This window comes from Ruegeria sp. AB9, assembly GCF_056542585.1.
In genome coordinates this window covers 45,814-64,654 of the sequence record NZ_JBQGAA010000006.1, presented here as the reverse complement: position 1 = coordinate 64,654, position 18,841 = coordinate 45,814, and the positions used below count along the sequence as shown (strand labels likewise).

General features: G+C 56.4%; 16 protein-coding genes. 9 read left to right on the top strand and 7 right to left on the bottom strand.

Annotation, left to right across the window (positions count from 1 at the left end; genetic code table 11):
* Positions 1-38: 38 nt before the first annotated feature.
* Complete coding sequence (locus ACR0K5_RS14230; protein ID WP_480630309.1) at positions 39-983, bottom strand: LysR family transcriptional regulator; 945 nt, start codon at positions 981-983, stop codon at positions 39-41.
* 129 nt (positions 984-1,112) lie between these two features.
* Here ACR0K5_RS14230 and ACR0K5_RS14225 point away from each other — a divergent pair, with 129 nt between their 5' ends.
* From ACR0K5_RS14225 to ACR0K5_RS14210, 4 genes are all read left to right on the top strand, one after another.
* A complete protein-coding gene (locus ACR0K5_RS14225) occupies positions 1,113-2,120 on the top strand; it encodes a TAXI family TRAP transporter solute-binding subunit (protein WP_480630308.1) in 1,008 nt (335 codons plus the stop codon).
* A gap of 79 nt (positions 2,121-2,199) precedes the next feature.
* Positions 2,200-4,413 carry a TRAP transporter permease gene (locus tag ACR0K5_RS14220; protein ID WP_480630307.1) on the top strand — a complete coding sequence of 738 codons (2,214 nt, stop codon included), beginning with the start codon at positions 2,200-2,202 and terminating at the stop codon, positions 4,411-4,413.
* A gap of 1 nt (position 4,414) precedes the next feature.
* A complete protein-coding gene (locus tag ACR0K5_RS14215) occupies positions 4,415-5,653 on the top strand; it encodes an NAD(P)/FAD-dependent oxidoreductase (protein WP_480630306.1) in 1,239 nt (412 codons plus the stop codon).
* 39 nt (positions 5,654-5,692) lie between these two features.
* The gene (locus ACR0K5_RS14210; RefSeq protein ID WP_480630305.1) at positions 5,693-6,433 is read left to right on the top strand and encodes an aspartate/glutamate racemase family protein; all 741 of its coding nucleotides are present in this window, start codon (positions 5,693-5,695) and stop codon (positions 6,431-6,433) included.
* Here ACR0K5_RS14210 and ACR0K5_RS14205 read toward each other — a convergent pair.
* Positions 6,417-7,406: a GlxA family transcriptional regulator gene (locus tag ACR0K5_RS14205; protein WP_480630304.1), complete on the bottom strand. Its 990-nt coding sequence runs from the start codon at positions 7,404-7,406 to the stop codon at positions 6,417-6,419. The two genes, ACR0K5_RS14210 and ACR0K5_RS14205, sit on opposite strands and share 17 nt — an antisense overlap.
* A gap of 97 nt (positions 7,407-7,503) precedes the next feature.
* Between ACR0K5_RS14205 and ACR0K5_RS14200 the strand changes: the two genes are divergently transcribed.
* The 5 genes from ACR0K5_RS14200 (at position 7,504) to ACR0K5_RS14180 (ending at position 13,797) form a co-directional block, all read left to right on the top strand.
* Positions 7,504-8,055 (top strand): cysteine hydrolase family protein, encoded by a 552-nt coding sequence (locus ACR0K5_RS14200; RefSeq protein WP_480630303.1) that lies wholly within the window; start codon positions 7,504-7,506, stop codon positions 8,053-8,055.
* A 24-nt stretch (positions 8,056-8,079) separates the two neighbouring features.
* Positions 8,080-8,724 (top strand): glutathione binding-like protein, encoded by a 645-nt coding sequence (locus ACR0K5_RS14195; RefSeq protein ID WP_480630302.1) that lies wholly within the window; start codon positions 8,080-8,082, stop codon positions 8,722-8,724.
* 131 nt (positions 8,725-8,855) lie between these two features.
* Entirely contained in the window at positions 8,856-11,033 is a 2,178-nt protein-coding gene (locus tag ACR0K5_RS14190) for a Tex family protein (RefSeq protein ID WP_480630301.1), read from the top strand.
* A gap of 173 nt (positions 11,034-11,206) precedes the next feature.
* Complete coding sequence (locus ACR0K5_RS14185) at positions 11,207-12,604, top strand: bifunctional enoyl-CoA hydratase/phosphate acetyltransferase (protein ID WP_480630300.1); 1,398 nt, start codon at positions 11,207-11,209, stop codon at positions 12,602-12,604.
* Positions 12,601-13,797, top strand: coding sequence for an acetate/propionate family kinase (locus ACR0K5_RS14180; protein WP_480630299.1), 1,197 nt, complete (start codon positions 12,601-12,603; stop codon positions 13,795-13,797). The genes ACR0K5_RS14185 and ACR0K5_RS14180 overlap by 4 nt, the downstream gene beginning before the upstream one ends.
* Before the next feature lie 6 nt (positions 13,798-13,803).
* On the opposite strand, the gene ACR0K5_RS14175 is transcribed toward ACR0K5_RS14180, so the two are convergent.
* The 5 genes from ACR0K5_RS14175 to ACR0K5_RS14155 form a co-directional block, all read right to left on the bottom strand.
* On the bottom strand, positions 13,804-14,571 hold the full coding sequence (locus tag ACR0K5_RS14175) for a citryl-CoA lyase (protein WP_480630298.1): 768 nt from the start codon (positions 14,569-14,571) through the stop codon (positions 13,804-13,806).
* Positions 14,568-15,767 (bottom strand): CaiB/BaiF CoA transferase family protein, encoded by a 1,200-nt coding sequence (locus tag ACR0K5_RS14170; protein ID WP_480630297.1) that lies wholly within the window; start codon positions 15,765-15,767, stop codon positions 14,568-14,570. The genes ACR0K5_RS14175 and ACR0K5_RS14170 overlap by 4 nt, the downstream gene beginning before the upstream one ends.
* The gene (locus ACR0K5_RS14165) at positions 15,745-17,256 is read right to left on the bottom strand and encodes a tripartite tricarboxylate transporter permease (RefSeq protein WP_480630296.1); all 1,512 of its coding nucleotides are present in this window, start codon (positions 17,254-17,256) and stop codon (positions 15,745-15,747) included. Before ACR0K5_RS14165 ends, ACR0K5_RS14170 begins: the two co-directional genes overlap by 23 nt.
* A gap of 1 nt (position 17,257) precedes the next feature.
* Complete coding sequence (locus ACR0K5_RS14160) at positions 17,258-17,740, bottom strand: tripartite tricarboxylate transporter TctB family protein (RefSeq protein WP_480630295.1); 483 nt, start codon at positions 17,738-17,740, stop codon at positions 17,258-17,260.
* Positions 17,741-17,807: 67 nt separating this feature from the next.
* Positions 17,808-18,788, bottom strand: coding sequence for a Bug family tripartite tricarboxylate transporter substrate binding protein (locus tag ACR0K5_RS14155; protein ID WP_480630294.1), 981 nt, complete (start codon positions 18,786-18,788; stop codon positions 17,808-17,810).
* Positions 18,789-18,841 lie beyond the last annotated feature (53 nt).

Here is an 18,841-nt window from a genome sequence, read left to right as displayed (position 1 = left end):
TTGTCGTTTTAGCAGCAACTCAGTCAGCCATGTTTCTTTCAAACGTCCTCAGTCCGGGGATTGGCGTTGGTCTGATCCAGCATCGATACGACTTCAGCCTTCCAACCCGCTTTGATTTTCAACGCCAATTGCGAAGGCGGACGATGATCGGGGGAAAGAATCGCGTATTCATATCTGAGCGGGTCCTTGAAGGGTAGGAAAACGACGCGGTCGTTTGAGATGTTGAGTTCTCGTTCTGTTGCGACAGTCAAAGGATCGACAATTGTGCAGCATTGTCCCGATCCGACAAAGGGAATGAGCGGAAGGAAATACTGGCACGTCACGTTTGGCCTGTAAGTGGCCGAAACCATTTGAAATGCACGCTGCACTTTCTTCTGAAACGGGTGGGTGTCGTACAGACCGCCCATTGGCACCCCATCAAGATCCGAAATTGTCAGGGACTTTTTTTGCGCTAGTGGATTGTCTCGGTCCATCGCGCAAAAGCAATCTCCACTGATAATCTCTGCTGAGAACTGTGGTTTCTTTCCGACCGGATGCTCGAAATCGGCGAACCCGAAATCAATGTTCTGAGTACCTGCCAGCTCCATTATCTGAGGCGAACTGCGGGTCGACAGCGTGACCCGGATGTCCGGGTTTCCACCAACCGAGCGGCTAATGAAATTCGGGAAGGCAAATATGGAAGGCCCCGGCATGGCAGCAATGTTCAAATTACCGGAACTCCCTTTAAGAAGCCCATGCATAGTGCTGGAAATAGTTGATAATCTGTCAAGAACACCCGTGGTTTCAGCCAAAAGGTAATGCGCCTCGGGTACCGGTATCAAACGCCGTCCTTTGCGCTCAAAAAGCGTCAGCCCAAGGCTTCTTTCCAGGTTCTTGATCGCAAGGCTGATGGCGGGCTGCGTCCGGTTCAGTTTCTTTGCAGTTTGAGAGATAGAGCCTGTCTCCATCACCTCACGAAAAACGGTCAATTGAGTAAGGTTCATTCTCTATGTATAAGCAAAACTTTCGTTTTGTTAAATATAACAAATTTGTATTTATGATAATTCTCCCTAGGCTGATCAGATCAGAGTTCGGACGAACCGAATCCAACGATCCAAAACTGGGAGCTTATGATGAAACTGATGAAATGCCTGACGGGTCTGGCTTTGGCGGGTGCACTGGCTGCACCTGCGTTTGCGCAGGACCCAACCTTTTTCCGCATTGGCACCGGCGGCGCGGGAGGCACTTACTTCCCGATCGGTGGGACTATTGCTAACGGGATTTCCGCCCCTCCGGGGTCGCGCCCCTGCGAAGAGGGTGGCCAGTGTGGCGTGCCTGGGTTGATCGCGATTGCACAGTCGACAACCGCGTCGGTCTTCAACAATGCCGCTGTGCAAAACGGCGAGCTTGAGGCTGGTCTGGCCGCTGCAGACGTAACCCGTTCGATGTATCTGGGTGAGGGCAAGTTCGAAGGCAAACCTCATCCAAAGCTGCGCATTGTCGCGAACCTGTTCCCCGAAGACTTGCATCTGGTTCTGCCTGCGGGTCAGACCATCAACGATCTGAGTGATCTCGAAGGCAAGCGCGTCGGTATCGCACAGGCGGGTTCCGGTACTCAGGTGGCAGTGCTGCAAATGCTGGACGCCTGGGGCGTTAACCGTGACAACATGGACGAGGCCGAGCTGAACAACAGTCAGAGCGCCGAACGTCTGGCTGATGGTCAGTTGGACGCATATTTCTACGCGGCGGGCTGGCCGGTTGCCGCCATGGTGCAGCTGTCTTCGACCAAAGGCATGAACCTGCATTCCTTCAGCGACGACGATCTGGCCAAGATCAACGAGATCATTCCGGCCTATATCCCCTCGGCCATACCGGGAGGTGTCTACGAGGGTATTGACGCGGAAACCAAGACCCCAGCGGTCAGCGCTATGCTGGTTGTGTCATCGGACCTGTCCGAAGATCTGGTCTATCAGCTTACCAAGGCTTTGTGGAACGATAACACCCGCAAACTGCTGGATAACGGCCACGCCAAGGGCAAGCAGATCACGCCTGATACTGCTCTGAACGGTGTGGAAGCACTGGGCGTTCCGCTACATTCGGGTGCCGAGAAATTCTATAAAGAAGCCGGTCTTCTTCAATAATCACACCTGACTGAAACATGTCGTCGGTGCCCCGGTCGGGGCACCGTACTCTGGAATTATGCGAAATCGGGGGGCCATCATGTCCGAGACCCAGAAACTTGATGACCACGAACTGACGGCCGAGGAACTGGCGGCCATCGAAGAACAGTTCGACGAGGGCGCCGCTGTCCGGCAGGTCACGCCCTCTGCAGGCAAGGTATTGCGCGTCGTCGCCCTGATCTTTGCATTCTATGAATTCTTCACAGCTGGATTCGGCCTGCCTGCGGACCACTGGCATATGGGCATCTATCTGTCCCTATTGTTCATTCTCGTTTACGCCACCATCCCGATTGTAGGGGCCAAAAGCCTTTATGCTCTCAAAGTCAGCCGCTTCCGCATCGGTAACATCCCTCTCTACGATTTGGTCTTCATGGGCTTTGGCATCTTGGCCGCGCTTTACGTGGGTCTCGCCTGGCGCGGCATTCCGTTTCTCGGGATCGAGGAACAGACCTTCCGCATGGGCAACCCGAACAACTATGATGTGTTCCTGGGCGTCGTCATCATCCTGCTGGTACTGGACATAGCACGCCGCACGTTGGGTTGGGTACTGCCGCTGATCATCTGTGTGTTCATCTCATACGCGTTGCTGGGTCCCTATTTCCCCGGGTTGCTGCAGCATCCGGGTGTGAACTTCAAAACCTTCGTATCGTCAATGTACTTCCCTCAGGAAGGTATCTATGGCGTCACGCTTTGGGTCGTTTCGACCATCGTGTTCCACTTTGTCCTGTTTGGAGTGATCGCGCAGCGGACCGGGCTGGGACAACTTTTTATCGATAACGCTACAATTTTGGCGGGCCGCTATACCGGCGGTCCGGCAAAAGTGTCGGTGGTATCCTCGGCCTTCTTCGGCACGATCTCGGGCTCTTCGGTGGCTAACACCGTTTCGACCGGCGCGCTGACAATTCCCAACATGAAGCGCCTTGGATACCCCGGCCATTTTGCGGGCGGTGTCGAGGCTGCGTCTTCGGCAGGTGGACAGATCACGCCGCCGATCATGGGGGCCGCGGCCTTCATCATGGCCGAATTCCTTGAGGTTCCCTACACAACTATCGTGATCGCGGCGATCTTCCCGGCCATCCTGCACTATGTCGGCGTTTTCGCTGTGGTGCACCTGATGGCGCGCAAGCTGAACCTGAAAGGTCTGGCCAAAGAGCAACTGCCGCAGCTCAAGGCTGTCTGGGCCGAAGGCTGGGCCAATATCGTTCCACTGATCGGCCTGCTGGTCGTACTGTTCACCGGGTACACGCCGTTCATGTCAGCCTTCTGCGGTATCTCGCTTGCGGTGATCGCGGGCATGTCGCGCCTCAGGCAACCGCCAACTCTGGTTTACGCGGCGGCGTTTCTTGCTTTCGTGCTTTGGAAGTACTCGGATGGTGGATTCGATCTGACGATGACTGCCATACTGTGCGGCCTATCGGTGATCGCCACACTCAACCCGCAGAAACGAATCGAAGTACCCGAGATGCTGCAGGCCGTTGAGTTGGGCGTAAAATATTCTCTGGCTGTTGGCGCCGCTGCCGCGGCAGTGGGCATCGTAGTGGGCGTGATTAACACCACCGGCATCGGCTTCCGTATAGGCTTCATGGTGACACAGGGCGCGGGCAATCTGGCGGCGGATCTATACAATATGATCTCGTTCGGCAGCTTTCAGCTGTTTGCCAAGGAAGACCTGCAACTGTTCATCTCGCTGGTTTTCATTGCAATCGTCTGCATCCTGATGGGGGCGGGTATTCCGACCACGGCGCTTTACATCATGCTTGTCTCGGTGGCTCAGCCCGCGCTGGCGCAGTTGGGTGTCCCACCCATCGCAAGCCATCTGTTTGTGCTATATTACGGCGTGGTGTCTGAGATTACCCCTCCGGTCTGCACGTCAGCTTATGCAGCGGCGGCGATTGCGAATTCCAACCCGTTCCGCACCGGGCTGTCCGCCTTTACGCTAGGTTTGGGCAAGGTTATAGCGCCGATGGCTTTCGTCTATGCGCCAGTCTTGCTGTTCGTATCGTCAACTGGGTTCGATTTTTGGGAATTCACCTATACCGCCGCCAGCTGTATTGCCGGGGTCATCGCCCTTTCAGCGGCGGTTGTCGGCTACTGGTTGCAACCTCTCAACATGGTGTCACGCATCCTGATGGCCATTGCCGGGGTCATATTTGTGGCCCCTACATTGACAGCTGACCTGATCGCACTGGCGGTGGCTTCACCTGTCATTGTCACACAGTTGATCGCCCGTTCCCGAACTCAAGCAACGGCCTGACATGTCTGAACAGGTGACCATTATCGGCGCAGGGATCGTCGGCATATGTTGTGCGCTCTCCCTGCAGGAGCGCGGCATAGCCGTCCGGCTGATCGACCGGGGGGAACCGGGACAGGAGACCTCCTTCGGCAATGCCGGTGTCGTCTCACCATGGTCGGTGATCCCGCAGGCCACACCCGGCATCTGGAAATCGATCCCCCAGATGTTGCTGGACCCCAAAAGTGCTTTGTCAGTCAGGCCATCTTTCTGGCCCAAGATGATACCCTGGGGTCTGAGGTTCCTGAAGAAATCAGATGTGAAATCTGTGCGCAACATCTCGGATGCGATGGAATTGCTGTGCCGACCATCGATAGAGCTCTACCGTCGACACCTGCAGAATACCGGGCATGAAGACCTTATTGTTGATTCCAACTACATCCATGCCTTTCGCCATCCGGATCAGGCTGACCTGAATGACCTGGGGTATCTGATCCGGCAGGAAAAAGGCGGACAACTTGAGCGGATCGACGGACCGGAGCTGCGCCGGATTGAACCCGCTTTATCCATGGATTTCAAAGCGGCCATTCTGATCAAAGGGCAAGCGCGGGTGACCTCTCCCGGTCGGGTTGGCGCGATTTTGGCCGACAAAGCCCGCCAACAAGGCGCTGAATTTGTACGGGCCGAAGTCACAAGGATAACCCGTACAGAAGATGGGCAGTGGCAATTGGCGACTCCGCAAGACACTCTCCAGGCCGATACCGTCGTGTTGGCCGCCGGAGTTTGGTCTGCTGAGCTACTGAAACCTCTGGGTATGTCCGTGCCGCTGGTGGCCGAACGCGGGTACCATGTTCAATTCCCGACTCCCTCGGCGAGTTTAGAGAATTCGGTGATGGACGTTGACGCCAAAGTGGTTGCCAGTTCGATGCAGGATGGTCTGCGCGTGGCGGGTATGGCAGAATTCGGCAACATCAACGCGCCACCAGATTCACGCAAACAGTCGCTTCTGACAGAACAGGCGCGGGCAATGATGCCGGATCTGAACACTGCAGATACGCAGTTCTGGATGGGCCGACGCCCGTCTTTCCCCGACAGTTTGCCTGCAATTGGTCCGGTTGAAGGCCACAAGGGCTTGTTCAGCGCCTTTGGCCATTCCCATTACGGTTTGATGATGGCACCAAAAACCGGAGAGCTCGTGGCCGACCTGGTGTCAGGGCAACGCCTCAATATCGCATTGGACCCGTATTCATTGTCGCGGTTTTAACACGTGCAAGCCACCGTTTCGAAGAAGGATTACCACACTATGCCGATCTACCAGGGTGGACAGAATATCTGCGGCGCCTCCATCGGGGTTTTGTGTCTGGAAAGCTATTTCCCCAAACCTCCCGGGCATATCAAAAACCCATCCAGCCTGCCGTTCCCGGTGCTGTACGAGATGATAGATGGTATCACAGTGCCAACACTGCTGAACAACCCGACGCCTGAATTGTTGGATCCATTCATCAAGGGCGCACAACGGCTTGAGGCCGAAGGCGTGCGTGCCATTACCGGCAGTTGCGGGTTTCTGGCACTATTCCAGAAAGAGCTGGCCGCAGCCGTTTCGGTGCCTGTCTTCGCCTCCAGCCTGATACAGGTGCCGCTGGCCTATCACATGGCCGGAGCCAACGCGCCTGTTGGAGTGATTACCGCCGATGCCTCGGCGCTGACACAACGCCATTTCGACGGCGTCGGTGCAGGGGATATTCCTGTGGCCGTACAGGGGTTGGAACACACCAGCGAGTTTGCCGAGGTGATCCTGCGCAACACGCGCACCCGCATGGACACCGATCTGATCGAGGCCGAAGTGCTGGACGCCGCGCGCAGGCTGAAATGCGACACGCCCGAAATACGATCTCTGGTATTGGAATGCACCGACCTTCCGCCTTACGCTGCCCGCATTCAGGAGGAGCTCAAACTGCCAGTTTATGACCTGACGACATTGGCGCACATGGCGCATACCGTGAGCGCGCGTACCGGATACGGCGGACTTATGCCATGGGGTTGATACCGTCGCGCATTCCACGCGCTGGTGTCTCGGGTAGCTGAGCTGGCGAAAACCGGTTTCGGTATTCGCCGGGCGTCAAGCCGACGGTTTTCTGAAACATGCGCCGAAACGCAGATATGTCCATATAGCCCACGTCCCGGGCTATCGTTTCAACGCTGGTTATCGACAACTCCAACTGCTCTTTGGCTTTCCCTATGCGCAGCTGCTGCAAATATTCAGATGGGCTGACCCCGGTTGCCGTGTGAAACCTGCGCCCGAATGTACGCAGTTCCAGCCGTGCATGGCGCGCCATATCCGAAACGCTTACTTGTTGGGTGTAATTCGTCTGCATCCAATGCTGGGCCCGCAGGATCGCATTGTCGCCATGGGTCAGGTTAGGTGAAAACGAACTGTAGAAACTCTGTGCTCGTTCACCGGGGTCGATCAAGAAAAATCGCGCAACTTCAAGCATAAGTGCCGGACTCATAAACCGGGCGATCAGGCGCAGACCCAAATCCGTCCACGCCATCAACCCGCCAGCCGTGACGATATCACCATCATCAATCAACAATCGTTCGGCACGCAGGTGAACTTTGGGGAAATTGGCCGTGAACTCCGACGCCAGTGCCCAATGGGTTGTGGCTTTTCGACCATCCAACAGGCCGGATGCTGCCAGCGGGAATGCGCCTGCGCATACTGAACAAACCAGTGCGCCCTGCTGGTGGTGCTGCCGGAACCAGTTGATTACGCCTTGCTCATTTGCGCCAGTGATCCGTGGTCCTATTGAAGGGGGCAAAACCAGTGCATCCAAACGGCTTTCGGTATTGGTAAAATTCCGTACGACCCGTGTGTCAATCGGGCGCAGATGGTCGGAATACTTCTGCTGAAGTCGGTTCGCAACAGTAAACAAATCCTGCAATCCATGGATCGCGGAGTTTTGAGCTTCGGGATAGCCAGCCAAACCGATCGTGATGACATCAGGTACTTGGGTCATTTGTCCGATTTAACATCGTTTATGTCCGATACGCCAATCAAACTTTGGAGAACCCCGGCCTATATCCCAACTTCATTCACCAGAAACGGAAACAAAGATGACAAAATCCGCCTTGATCCTGATCGACATTCAGAACGACTATTTCCCCGGTGGCAAATGGGAGCTGCACAAGATCAAAGAGAGTGCCGCAAACGCTGCTCGTTTGTTGGAACAGGCCCGCACAGCTGGTCAGATGATCGTGCACGTGCATCACGAATTTCAGATCGAGAACCCTCCTTTCTTTGAGCCAAACACAACAGGGGCCGAGATTCACAGTTCGGTGACGCCGAAAGCGGGCGAATACAAGGTTCTCAAACACTATGTTAATGCGTTCCGTGACACCAATTTGCAGACGCTCTTAGAAGAGAACAGCGTCACTGACGTGACAATTGCGGGCGACATGAGCCATATGTGCATCGATGCCGCCACCCGTAACGCCGCGGATATCGGTTTGAACGTCACCGTGGTCGAAGACGCTTGTTCTTCTCGCGATCTGGAATTCAACGGCGAGGTGATCCCCGCGGAGCAGGTGCACAAAGCCTATATGTCCGCGCTTGGTTTTGCTTATGCCAAAGTTGTGACCACTTCTGACTATCTGGCAACGGCATAAGAACCTGAAAGGACAAAGAAACAGATGACGACACTTTACCACGCCCCTCTCACATGCTCACTGGCAGCGCGTTTTGCAGCGGCCGAGGGTGGGGTTGATCTGGATATTGCGCCTCTCAATCTGGCCACCAAGGAGCTGGTTGCAGGCGGGTCGCTCTACGACGTTAACCCGCTGGGTCAGGTTTCGGTTCTAAAGCTGGAGGACGGCACCCTGCTGACCGAAACCTCGACCGTGATCGCCTGGATTCAATCGCAGTCCACGAATGCGGATTTCCGAGTCGATCCCCCCAGCCCCGAATACTATCAGATGCTTCGCTGGTTGGCCTTTTGCGCGACCGAATTGCACAAGGGATTGTTCCGCGTCGTGTTCTATCAGGAAGCCACATATGAGGTGAAAGATCGTGTCCGGGCCTTGGCACCACTGCGGTTCGAGGTTCTTGAAAACCAACTGAACGGGCGTGAATTTTTGCTGGGCGACAGGTTTTCCGCAGCAGACGCTTATTTGACATGGTTTTTTGTGCTGTCCGGGTATGCGCAGGTAGATCACACAGCTTATCCGAATATCGAGGCCTATCGCCAACGCGTTCTGACGCGCCCGGCAGTTCAGGCCCTGATCGAGAGCGACAGGCAACTGGACCGGGATCTGCAGCAGAATCTGTTTGCCGCCTAACCCAAACAGCCGGATAGCCGCATGAAATAGCGGCTATCTGCTGATGCTCGACGACAGATCGGAACAAGGGTCTTTCCCTTGCTGAAACGGCTGGTTATGAAGCCCTTCCACCGTCGCTTCAGGAGGCCCACTTGGACCGTATCGCCCGCAACATCGCCACCGAGATTAATGCCCGTTCCGATCAGGTTGGTGCAGCGATCAAACTGCTGGACGACGGCGCGACAGTGCCCTTTGTCGCGCGCTATCGGAAAGAAGCGACCGGCGGTTTGGACGATACCCAATTGCGCGTATTGTCCGAGCGTCTGACCTATCTGCGTGAACTTGAGGCACGACGCGAAACCATTCTGAACTCGATAAGAGATCAGGGGAAATTGACCGAGGACTTGAGCAAATCGATAGATCGGGCCGAAACCAAGGCACAGCTGGAAGACATCTATCTGCCTTACAAGCCCAAGCGGCGCACCAAGGCAATGATTGCGCGCGAAAACGGTCTGGAGCCCTTGGTGGATGCCATTCTGACCGACCGTAACGCGGAACCGGAAACACTGGCCGAAGCCTATCTGACTGACGCTGTTCCCACGTGTCGGGACGCGTTGAATGGTGCGCGGGACATTCTGACTGAACGATTGACGGAAAACGCGACATTGCTAGGTGAGTTGCGCGCATTCATGCAGCGCGAGGCTCTGCTGAGCGCCAAGGTCATTGAAGGGAAGGAAAAAGAAGGCGCGAAGTTCAGCGATTACTTTGATCATTCCGAGCTTTGGGCGGATGTCCCATCGCATCGGGCGCTAGCAATGCTGCGCGCCTCAAAAGAGGGCATTGTTACGCTTGATATCGCGCCGGAAGCGGAATTTGGGGCAGCGCGGGCCGAGACCATTGTCGCTGCACATTTGCAGACACGTGGCAAAGGGCCGGGCGATGCTTGGCTGCGCAAAGTCGCCGGCTGGACATGGCGGGTTAAGCTTTCACTGTCCATGATGGTCGAACTGATGGCCGATCTGCGCAGCCGGGCACAGGACGAGGCCATTCAGGTTTTTTCGCGCAACCTCAAGGACTTGCTTTTTGCCGCTCCTGCAGGTGCCAAGGCCACTTTGGGTCTCGACCCGGGCATCCGCACCGGCGTTAAGGCGGCCGTGGTTGATGCAACCGGTAAGGTCGTGGCCACCGACACGCTCTATCCATTCCAACCGAAGAACGATTTACGCGGCGCGCAAGCAACCATCCTCAATCTGATCTCGGCCCACCAGATCGAATTGATCGCCGTCGGGAACGGAACCGCAAGCCGAGAAACGGAACGGTTGGTCACAGACACGCTGGCCCTGCTTCCGAAAACCGTAAAAGCGCCGACAAAGGTGGTGGTGTCCGAGGCCGGCGCCTCGGTCTATTCCGCATCCGAACTGGCTGCGCGCGAGTTTCCGGACCTGGATGTTTCGCTGCGCGGCGCGGTGTCCATCGCAAGGCGGTTGCAGGATCCGTTGGCGGAACTGGTCAAAATCGAACCGAGATCAATCGGCGTAGGGCAATACCAACACGACGTTGACCAACACCGCCTGTCGCAATCCCTTGATTCGGCAATCGAAGATGTGGTGAACGCCGTTGGTGTCGACCTGAACACAGCCTCCGCGCCGTTGTTGTCGCGCGTTTCCGGTTTGGGTCCGGCCCAGGCCGAAGCGATAGTCACGCACCGCGATCTGAACGGGCCGTTTCAATCGCGCAAAGATCTGTTATCCGTCGCCCGGCTGGGCCCACGGGCGTTTGAACAATGTGCCGGTTTCCTACGCATCCGGGACGGTGCGGAACCGCTTGATGCGTCGTCGGTTCACCCGGAAGCCTATGATGTCGCCCGACGTGTCGTTTCTGCCTGCGGGCGCGACATCAGGCACATCATGGGCCATGAAGGGGCCTTGAAAGGGCTGCGGGCACAGCAATTCGTGACCGAAGATTTTGGTCTTCCCACTGTTCAGGATATCTTTGCCGAGCTTGAGAAACCCGGACGGGACCCCCGGCCCAGCTTTGTCACGGCTTCTTTTGCGGATGGAATTGAAGAGATTACCGACCTGAAATCCGGAATGGTTCTTGAGGGCACTGTGACAAACGTGGCCGCCTTTGGGGCATTTGTGGATGTGGGCGTTCATCAGGACGGTCTGGTTCATGTCAGCCAACTGGCCGACCGCTTTGTTAAAGACCCGCATGAGGTCGTTAAAGCCGGGCAAGTTGTGAAAGTCCGTGTCGTCGAGGTGGATGTGCCGAGAAAACGGATAGGTCTTTCGATGCGCAAACAGGGTGGCGGCGGGAAGCGGCGCACCTGATCTGCAATATGCACACTTTCCGGGCGCGACGACATGAAGACGTTGCATATCGGAATTAGCGTGTTGGCCATTACGGGCGGTCTTTGTGCGTTGTTTTCATTGAGCCCTGAACTGGGTATCAGCAAGAGAGTACGCAAAACCCGTCACGCAGACCGAAGCGGAAACGAAACCCAATGCACTATCACAACAAGCCTTATGACAAGCTTCAGGTCGGCGATACAGCCGAGTTGGTTCGCACCTGCTCAGTCGACGATTTCTATGTGTTCGCCAACAATTCCGGCAACCACAATCCGCTCCATTTGGCCAGCGAGGACGGCGACGGCGATCACGCCAACGAAGCTGTTGCACCTGCAATGTTCGTGGGGGCATTGATCTCTGCCGTGTTGGGGAACGTTCTGCCGGGGGCGGGGACGCTCTATAAATCGCAGAGTTTCGATTTTGTTGAGCGGGCGCATGCCGGTGATGAGCTGGTGTCCAAAGTCACCGTTTCGGAAAAGCGACCGAACCGCGAGGTCGTCTTCGATACGATCGTCACGCGTCTATCGGATGGTGCTGTGATCGTTAGCGGGCAGGCCGTTGTGGTCGCGCCGGATAAGGAGTTGGTGTTTGCTGAGTTGGATTTACCTGGCCTGGTGGTGAAACGTCATCGGCACTTTGATGCCATGCTGGAAAAAGTGCGCCCACTGCCGCCCATGCCCGCAGCCGTTGTGGCCCCGGAAGAACCAAATTCCTTGGGTGGAGCTTTGCTGGCCGCGCATGAAACCATCATCACCCCCATTCTGATCGGTGACCCGGACAAAATCGCAACCGCAGCCGCCGAAATCGGAGCGTCGTTGGACACGTTTGAAATCATACCACAGAACGATCATTTGAGTGCGGCCAACACTGCGGTCGACCTTGTTGTGGAAGGTCGAGCGAAAGCGCTCATGAAAGGGCATCTGCATACGGATGAATTGCTGAAGGCTGCGCTCAGGCGCGAGAATGGTCTGCGTACTGGCCGCCGCTTTACTCATGTCTTTGTCATGGACGTGCCCGGGCAACCCAGACCGCTCTTGGTGACAGACGCGGCGATTAATATCGAACCGGATCTGGAAACCAAGATTGACATTGTCCAGAATGCGATTGATCTGGCCCTGTCGCTGGGGATCGAAAACCCCAGGGCAGGCATCCTTTCTGCCATCGAAACCGTCAATCCGGCCATCCGATCATCTGTTGACGCGGCCTTGTTATCGAAAATGGCGGAACGCGGACAGATTACGGGTGGGTTGGTTGACGGCCCTCTTGCCATGGACAATGCGGTCAGCCTTGCTGCCGCCCGGTCCAAGGGAATTGTGTCGGATGTCGCGGGCAAAACGGATATTTTGGTGATGCCCAATCTGGATGCCGGAAACATGATGGCCAAGCAGCTAACCTATATCGCCAATGCAGAAGGGGCCGGTCTGGTTATGGGTGCCAAAGCACCGATCATTTTGACCAGCCGGGCCGATGACGATAAAGCACGGCTGGCGTCGTGCGCTGTGGCAGCACTACACGATGCCTTTATTCTTCCGCACGCCGGAGCACCCACATGACACATGTCGTGACACTGAACGCCGGATCGTCTTCTATGAAATTTGGTCTGTTTGAACTGACCGAAGATGATCCGATCATGGTTTGCACCGGAGCGGTCGAACAGATTGGAGAACAGGAACCGCTTGTTAAAGCGAAGTCTTCCGACGGAAGCGTCCTCGCCAGCGGCACTGCCGGAGAAATACATGATCACGCTGCAGCCCTGGATTGGGTTTTGAACCTGCTAGCTCGTTCTTTCCCAAACAGCGATGTGACTGCGGTCGGGCACCGTGTTGTCCACGGTGGGCCTGATATCGATGCGCCTCTGCCACTGACCAAGGCTTCGATTGAAGCGCTGGACAAGCTGTCTCCGTTCGCACCTTTGCATCAGCCGCACAATCTGGCCGGGGCCAAGGCCGCTATGGAGCGTTTTCCAAACGCTGTTCAGATCGCCTGTTTCGACACAGCCTTCCATCGCAATCATCCATGGGAGAATGACGTTTTCGCCTTGCCGCGCGAGTATTACGACAAAGGCGTTCGGCGCTATGGCTTTCACGGGCTCAGCTACGAATACATCTCGGATCATATGGCGAAAACAGCGCCGCTTCTGCACGAAGGGCGAGTGGTCGTGGCCCATCTGGGCAATGGCGCGTCGATGTGTGCAATGATCGGGGGGCGATCTGTGGGTTCGACCATGGGGTTTTCGGCCCTGGATGGGTTGCCGATGGGGTCGCGCTGCGGTCAGCTGGATCCCGGTGTCGTGCTGTACCTGATGGATCAGGAAGGGATGAGCGCGGACGAAATCTCGGACCTCTTGTTCCGCAAATCGGGTTTGTTGGGCCTTTCCGGGCTGTCCAACGATATGCGCACCCTTGAAAAGGCGGACACACGCGAGAGCCGTCAGGCTATCAGCTATTTCACCTTCCGTATTCGGCGGGAACTTGGCGCGATGGCGGCCATTCTCGGTGGAATCGATGCTTTGGTGTTCACCGGCGGGATTGGAGAAAACTCGCGTCTGGTGCGTGACCGGGTGTGTTCCGGGATGGGATGGCTGGGCATCGAGCTGAATCCTGACGCAAATGCAGATAACGATCAGGTCATTTCAACCGATCTGTCCCGCGTGGTGGTCATGGCGATCCCGACCAATGAAGAACTGATGATTGCCCGGGCAGCAGCTGATCTGTTGGCCAAACGCCCACGCCTCAGAACCGCCTGAAGACGCTCACGTCTCTGTAAACGTCCAGCGATAGGCAGGCGGGGTCGGTCCCTTGTTCCGGCCTCCTTGCTGCATCTGTTCCCACGCATGGGCCAGAATGCCAACAGATCTGGACAGGCAGAAGAGACCGCGCGCCAAAGGGGGCGCAAAGCCAAGCTCGGCGTAGATAACCGCGGTGGCACCATCTATGTTCATTGGAACCGGCTTCCCCTTGCGCCGTGCCAACTCTGCCTCGATAGCTTGCCCGGTCTGCATGAACCGACCATTGCAAGCCCCGTTTTTCACGGCTTCAGAAACCAATGCCATCAGACGCGGCGCACGAGGATCTGTTGGGGTGTGAAACCGGTGGCCAAAACCCGGCAATATCTTTCCTTCGCGCTCAATCCAGTCGTCCAGCGCCTGCGCCAAAGCTCCGGGGTGCTCGATGACAAAGTGATAAAGAGTTACAGCCTGCTCTCCGGCCCCGCCGTGAATGTCTCCCAACATGTTCACAGCACTTGCAATTGCGTTGTTGAGGGGCAGGCCGCAAGTCACGGCCATACGCGCGGTTGCGATTGAAGGCGCCTGAGGTCCATGGTCCACAGCGGCGACCAATGCAGCCTCGAATACTCGAGCCTGCGCCTCAGATGGGCGATCACCGCGAACCATGAACCAGATCATTTCGGCAAAGCTGAGATGCCCAATCAGATTCTGGATCGGTTCTCCACGCAGATCGATCCGGCCGGGTTCCATATCGATGATGGATGTCATCCACCAATCGGACACATCGCTCATATGATGCCTTCCTTACTCAAAGCGTCAATTTCCGCGTCGGACAGTCCCATTTCGGGCCAGATCATTTTGTTGTCGGCCCCAAGCTCTGGCGGTGCGGTCTGCGGCATTCGCCGCGCGCCGTCCATGACAACGGGACTGCCCGCAAGCTTCATGTCTTCGCCCTGAACCCGCACAGACCCGATCAGGCCCCGACCGGAAAGCTGTTCGTCATCAAGCGCCTCGGCCACGGTCAACACCTGCCCGGTAGGTACGCCAATAGCATTGAGTTCCCGCACCCAGTCTCCCGCCGATTTGGTTCGCAGTGTTTTCTCGAGCTCGTCGCGCAAGGTATGGCGGTTTTTCTTCCGGTCCTCGCGCGTCATGTAGTTCGGGTGTTCCAGCAGGTCTTTTCGGCCCAAATACCGGGCTAGAGCCTGCCATTGCTCGTCACGGTTCGCGGCAATGTTGATGACGCCGTCGGAGGTGGCAAATGTTCCTGACGGCGCTGAAGTCGTGTTTTCATTACCATGAGCTTCTGGCGTCACGCCGCCGACCAAATAGTTTGAGACGACCCAACCCATTGTCGAAATCACCGCCTCGGTCATAGCAATATCCAGATAGGATCCACGCGGGTTTGCGTTCAATGCGGCAGCAACTGCAAAAGCGGCCGTCATGCCTCCAACCGTGTCCGCCAAAGGATAGCCGACGCGATAGGGCGCTGTGTCCGGCGCCCCGGTGATAGACATCACGCCACTGATACCCTGCACGATCTGGTCATAGGCCGGATCGTCTCGCCTGGGACCATCCTGACCGAACCCGCTGATGGCACAGTAGATCAGATTGGGATTGACCTTGCGCAATACGTCATAGCCAAGACCAAGACGATCCATAACACCAGGTCGAAAGTTCTCGACCAAAACATCAGCTGACTCAACAAGGCGTTTCAGCATTGCCTTGCCCTTTACCGACTTCATATCCAGCGTGACGGATTTCTTTTCGGCATTTTGCGCCAGAAAACTGATGCCCATACCCGCTTTATTTCTATTGGGGTCAGCCCCGAGAACGCGGGCAAGGTCGCCGCCACCAGGGCGCTCGACCTTGATCACTTCGGCACCCATCAATGCCAGTTGATAGCAGCAATACGGACCAGCGAGCACATTTGTCAGATCGAGAACCCGTATCCCTGCCAGTGGCTCAGTCACCTTCTGCAACCCCATCAGCTCGGGCTCGCGCGCGGCGTGCACGGTAGCTGGGCAATAGCACCAGCAAAGCTGCGATGACCAGCAAACCCAACGTCATTGGGCGCTCCCAGATGAAGGCGATGCCGTCATAGAGCTGCATCGAGCGGGCAAAGTTGTCCTCCATCATGCCACCGAGGATGAAGCCGATCAGCAACGGCGCCAGCGGGTAGTCGGCAAACTTCAATGCGGTCGCACAGATGCCGAAGCCAACAAGTATCAACAGCTCAGTTGCATTGTTCTGGCCGATATAGGCTCCCATCAGGGTGAAGAACAAAATGAAGGGGATCAGGTAATTGCGCGGAACCGACAAAACCTTGGCGATATATGGGATCAACGGCAGGTTCAGGACCAGCAGGACAAGATTGCCAATGAACATTGACATGATCACGGCCCAGAAAATCTGCGGCTCGTCCAGCATCAGACGCGGACCAGGTGTCACGTTCAGCGCGATCAAAGCGCCTAACAGGATAGCTGTCGTTCCTGACCCCGGAATACCAAGCGTCAGAAGCGGCACGAAAGAACCGGTACAGGCGGCGTTGTTTGCCGTTTCGGGCGCGGCCAGACCTTTGATTGCCCCTTTGCCGAACTCTTCCTGTTCTTCTTTCGGGGCGATATTGCGTTCGACCGCGTAGCCAAGGAAGCTGGCAATGGTTGCGCCTGCTCCGGGCAGAACACCGATGAAGAACCCTTGTATCGATTGACGGCCGATAACGGGTGCGATGGCCTTGGCTTCGGCCTTGGTAATCCTAAGGTCCTTGATCTCGCCATCATCGCCTTTCAGGTCCTTTGGCTTAAGGACCAGGAACAGCGCTTCGGGCAAAGCGAACATGGCCATTGCGAGCGTGATGAAGCCAAAACCCGATTGCAAGTCCATGATGCCCATGGTGAAGCGCGGAAGGTTGAACAACGCACCTTCACCTACGGTTGCCATGATCAAGCCAAGCAATGTCATGATAACTGCCTTGGCGACCTGACCCGTGCCGGCAAAGGCGGCAATGGCGGATAGGCCAACGACCATCAGAGCGAAATACTCAGCTGAATGGAAGAGCAAAGCCACTGAGGACAGGGCAGGGGCGAAGACCATCAAGAGCACCGCACCTAATGTGCCGCCTGCGAAACTTGCGATGGCTGCAATAGTAAGCGCTTTACCTGCCTTGCCCTGACGGGCCATTGGATAACCGTCGAAGCTGGACGCAACGGTGCCCGCGACCCCTGGCGCGTTGAGCAGGATCGAAGACGTCGAACCGCCAAAAATAGCGCCGTAATACACACCGGCCAGCAGGATAAGCGCCGCGGATGGGTCGCCCATGGAAATTGCAACCGGGATCATGATGGCGATGATCGACATCGGCCCCAGACCCGGAAGCATGCCGATGAAAGTGCCGATCAGACACCCTGCGATGACCATAAGCAGGTTCTGGAGTGAGAATGCCGTTTGCAGGCCGATCAGAAGTCCTTCAAGCATGTCAGCCTCCAAAAATGCCCGGCAGGGGGCGCATGTAGATGCCAAGAACTTCCTGAACCAGATACCAGACCGAACCGGTCGCAATCAGCGCGACAGGCAGCATGATGTGCCATTTGCGCTCGCCCAGAATAAAAGATCCGAGGATCAGAAAGGCCGAGGTAGAGATCAGAAACCCAACAGGGCGCAGGCAAAGTGCGTAGATCACCATGAGGGCCAGCAGCATAAGCGCCTGATCCAGATGATATTCGCCTAAACGCCGGTAATCGATATCGGCTTCTTTGGGTTCAGCTTTTTCGAAACCCAGCAGAATGATCGTCGTCGTAACGATCCCCAGCACCGACAGCACTTTAGGGAAGGTGCTGGGCCAAATTGGATTTCTCTGCATGAAAGGGGGCAAGCTGCCGTCCATCGTGAACCAAGCGGCGTAGCCATATGTTAAACACACACCCAGAAGAATGAGCGCGATCCATCGATCCAGCGCCATGAGACCCCCTCCTTTTTTCTTGCTGTTGGGGATGGCAGAGCAGCTACCCGCTCTGCCAGAATTGGACTTAGAGGAAGCCCAGCTTTTTCATCAGATCACCGATCTGCTGTTCCTGCTGTTCCAGGAATGACTGGAAGTCATCGCCCGAATTATGGATGTTCACCCAACCGTTGCGTGCACGAACCTCTTCCCACTCAGGAGTGTCGTACATTTTGGCAATTGCGGCTTGATAGGCGGCCAGCTTGTCTTCTGGCAGGCCCGGAGCTGCGAAGAAGCCGCGCCAGTTCACGAAGGTGGTATCGATACCCTGTTCCTTCATGGTCATCGCGTCAGGAGCTGCGTCAACACGATCCTCGGATGTCACGCCGATAATCTTGACCTCGCCCGCGCTCGCCAGATCAACAGCTTCCGAGAAACCGGTGGACAGAGCAGCGATTTCACCCGACAGCAAAGCAGCCATGGCTTTACCGCCTGCGTCATAGGGGATGTACTTGACACTCAGCGCATCTTTGCCGGCCGCTTCCATCACCATCGCCGCAACCAGATGGTCCATGCCACCAGGAACAGAGCCGCCCCCGATCGCTGTGCTGCCCGGGTCGGCGTCAAAAGCAGCAAGAAGGTCTTCCATCGAATTGATGGGGCTGTCTTTGCCCACTACGATCGCGGCATAGTCGCCGATGGTGCCCGACACCAATGTCAGGTCGCGGAAGTTGTGAGGGAATACGCCAGTCAGCGAGCGGATCACGATCGGTGTTGAGTTCACCATCAGCGTGCCGTGGTTGCTGTCGGCATTTTCAATCAAAAAGCCGATGGCCTTGCCGCCACCGCCACCTGACATGTTTTCGTAAGATGCGGTGCCCACAAGACCAGCGTTGGTCAGCGCTTCGCCGGTGCCACGCGCGGTACCGTCCCAGCCACCACCGGCGCCGCCGGGGATCAGAAAGTGGATGCTGTCAACAACCTGATCTTCAGCCAGAGATGGCCCGGCCAGACTAAAAGCAGCCACAGCTGCGATCAGGGCGCGACGGCCCAGTGTGAATGTCGTCATGATATCCTCCCATTTGACAACCGGCCGCATGGCGGCTCAGATTGGATGGAACA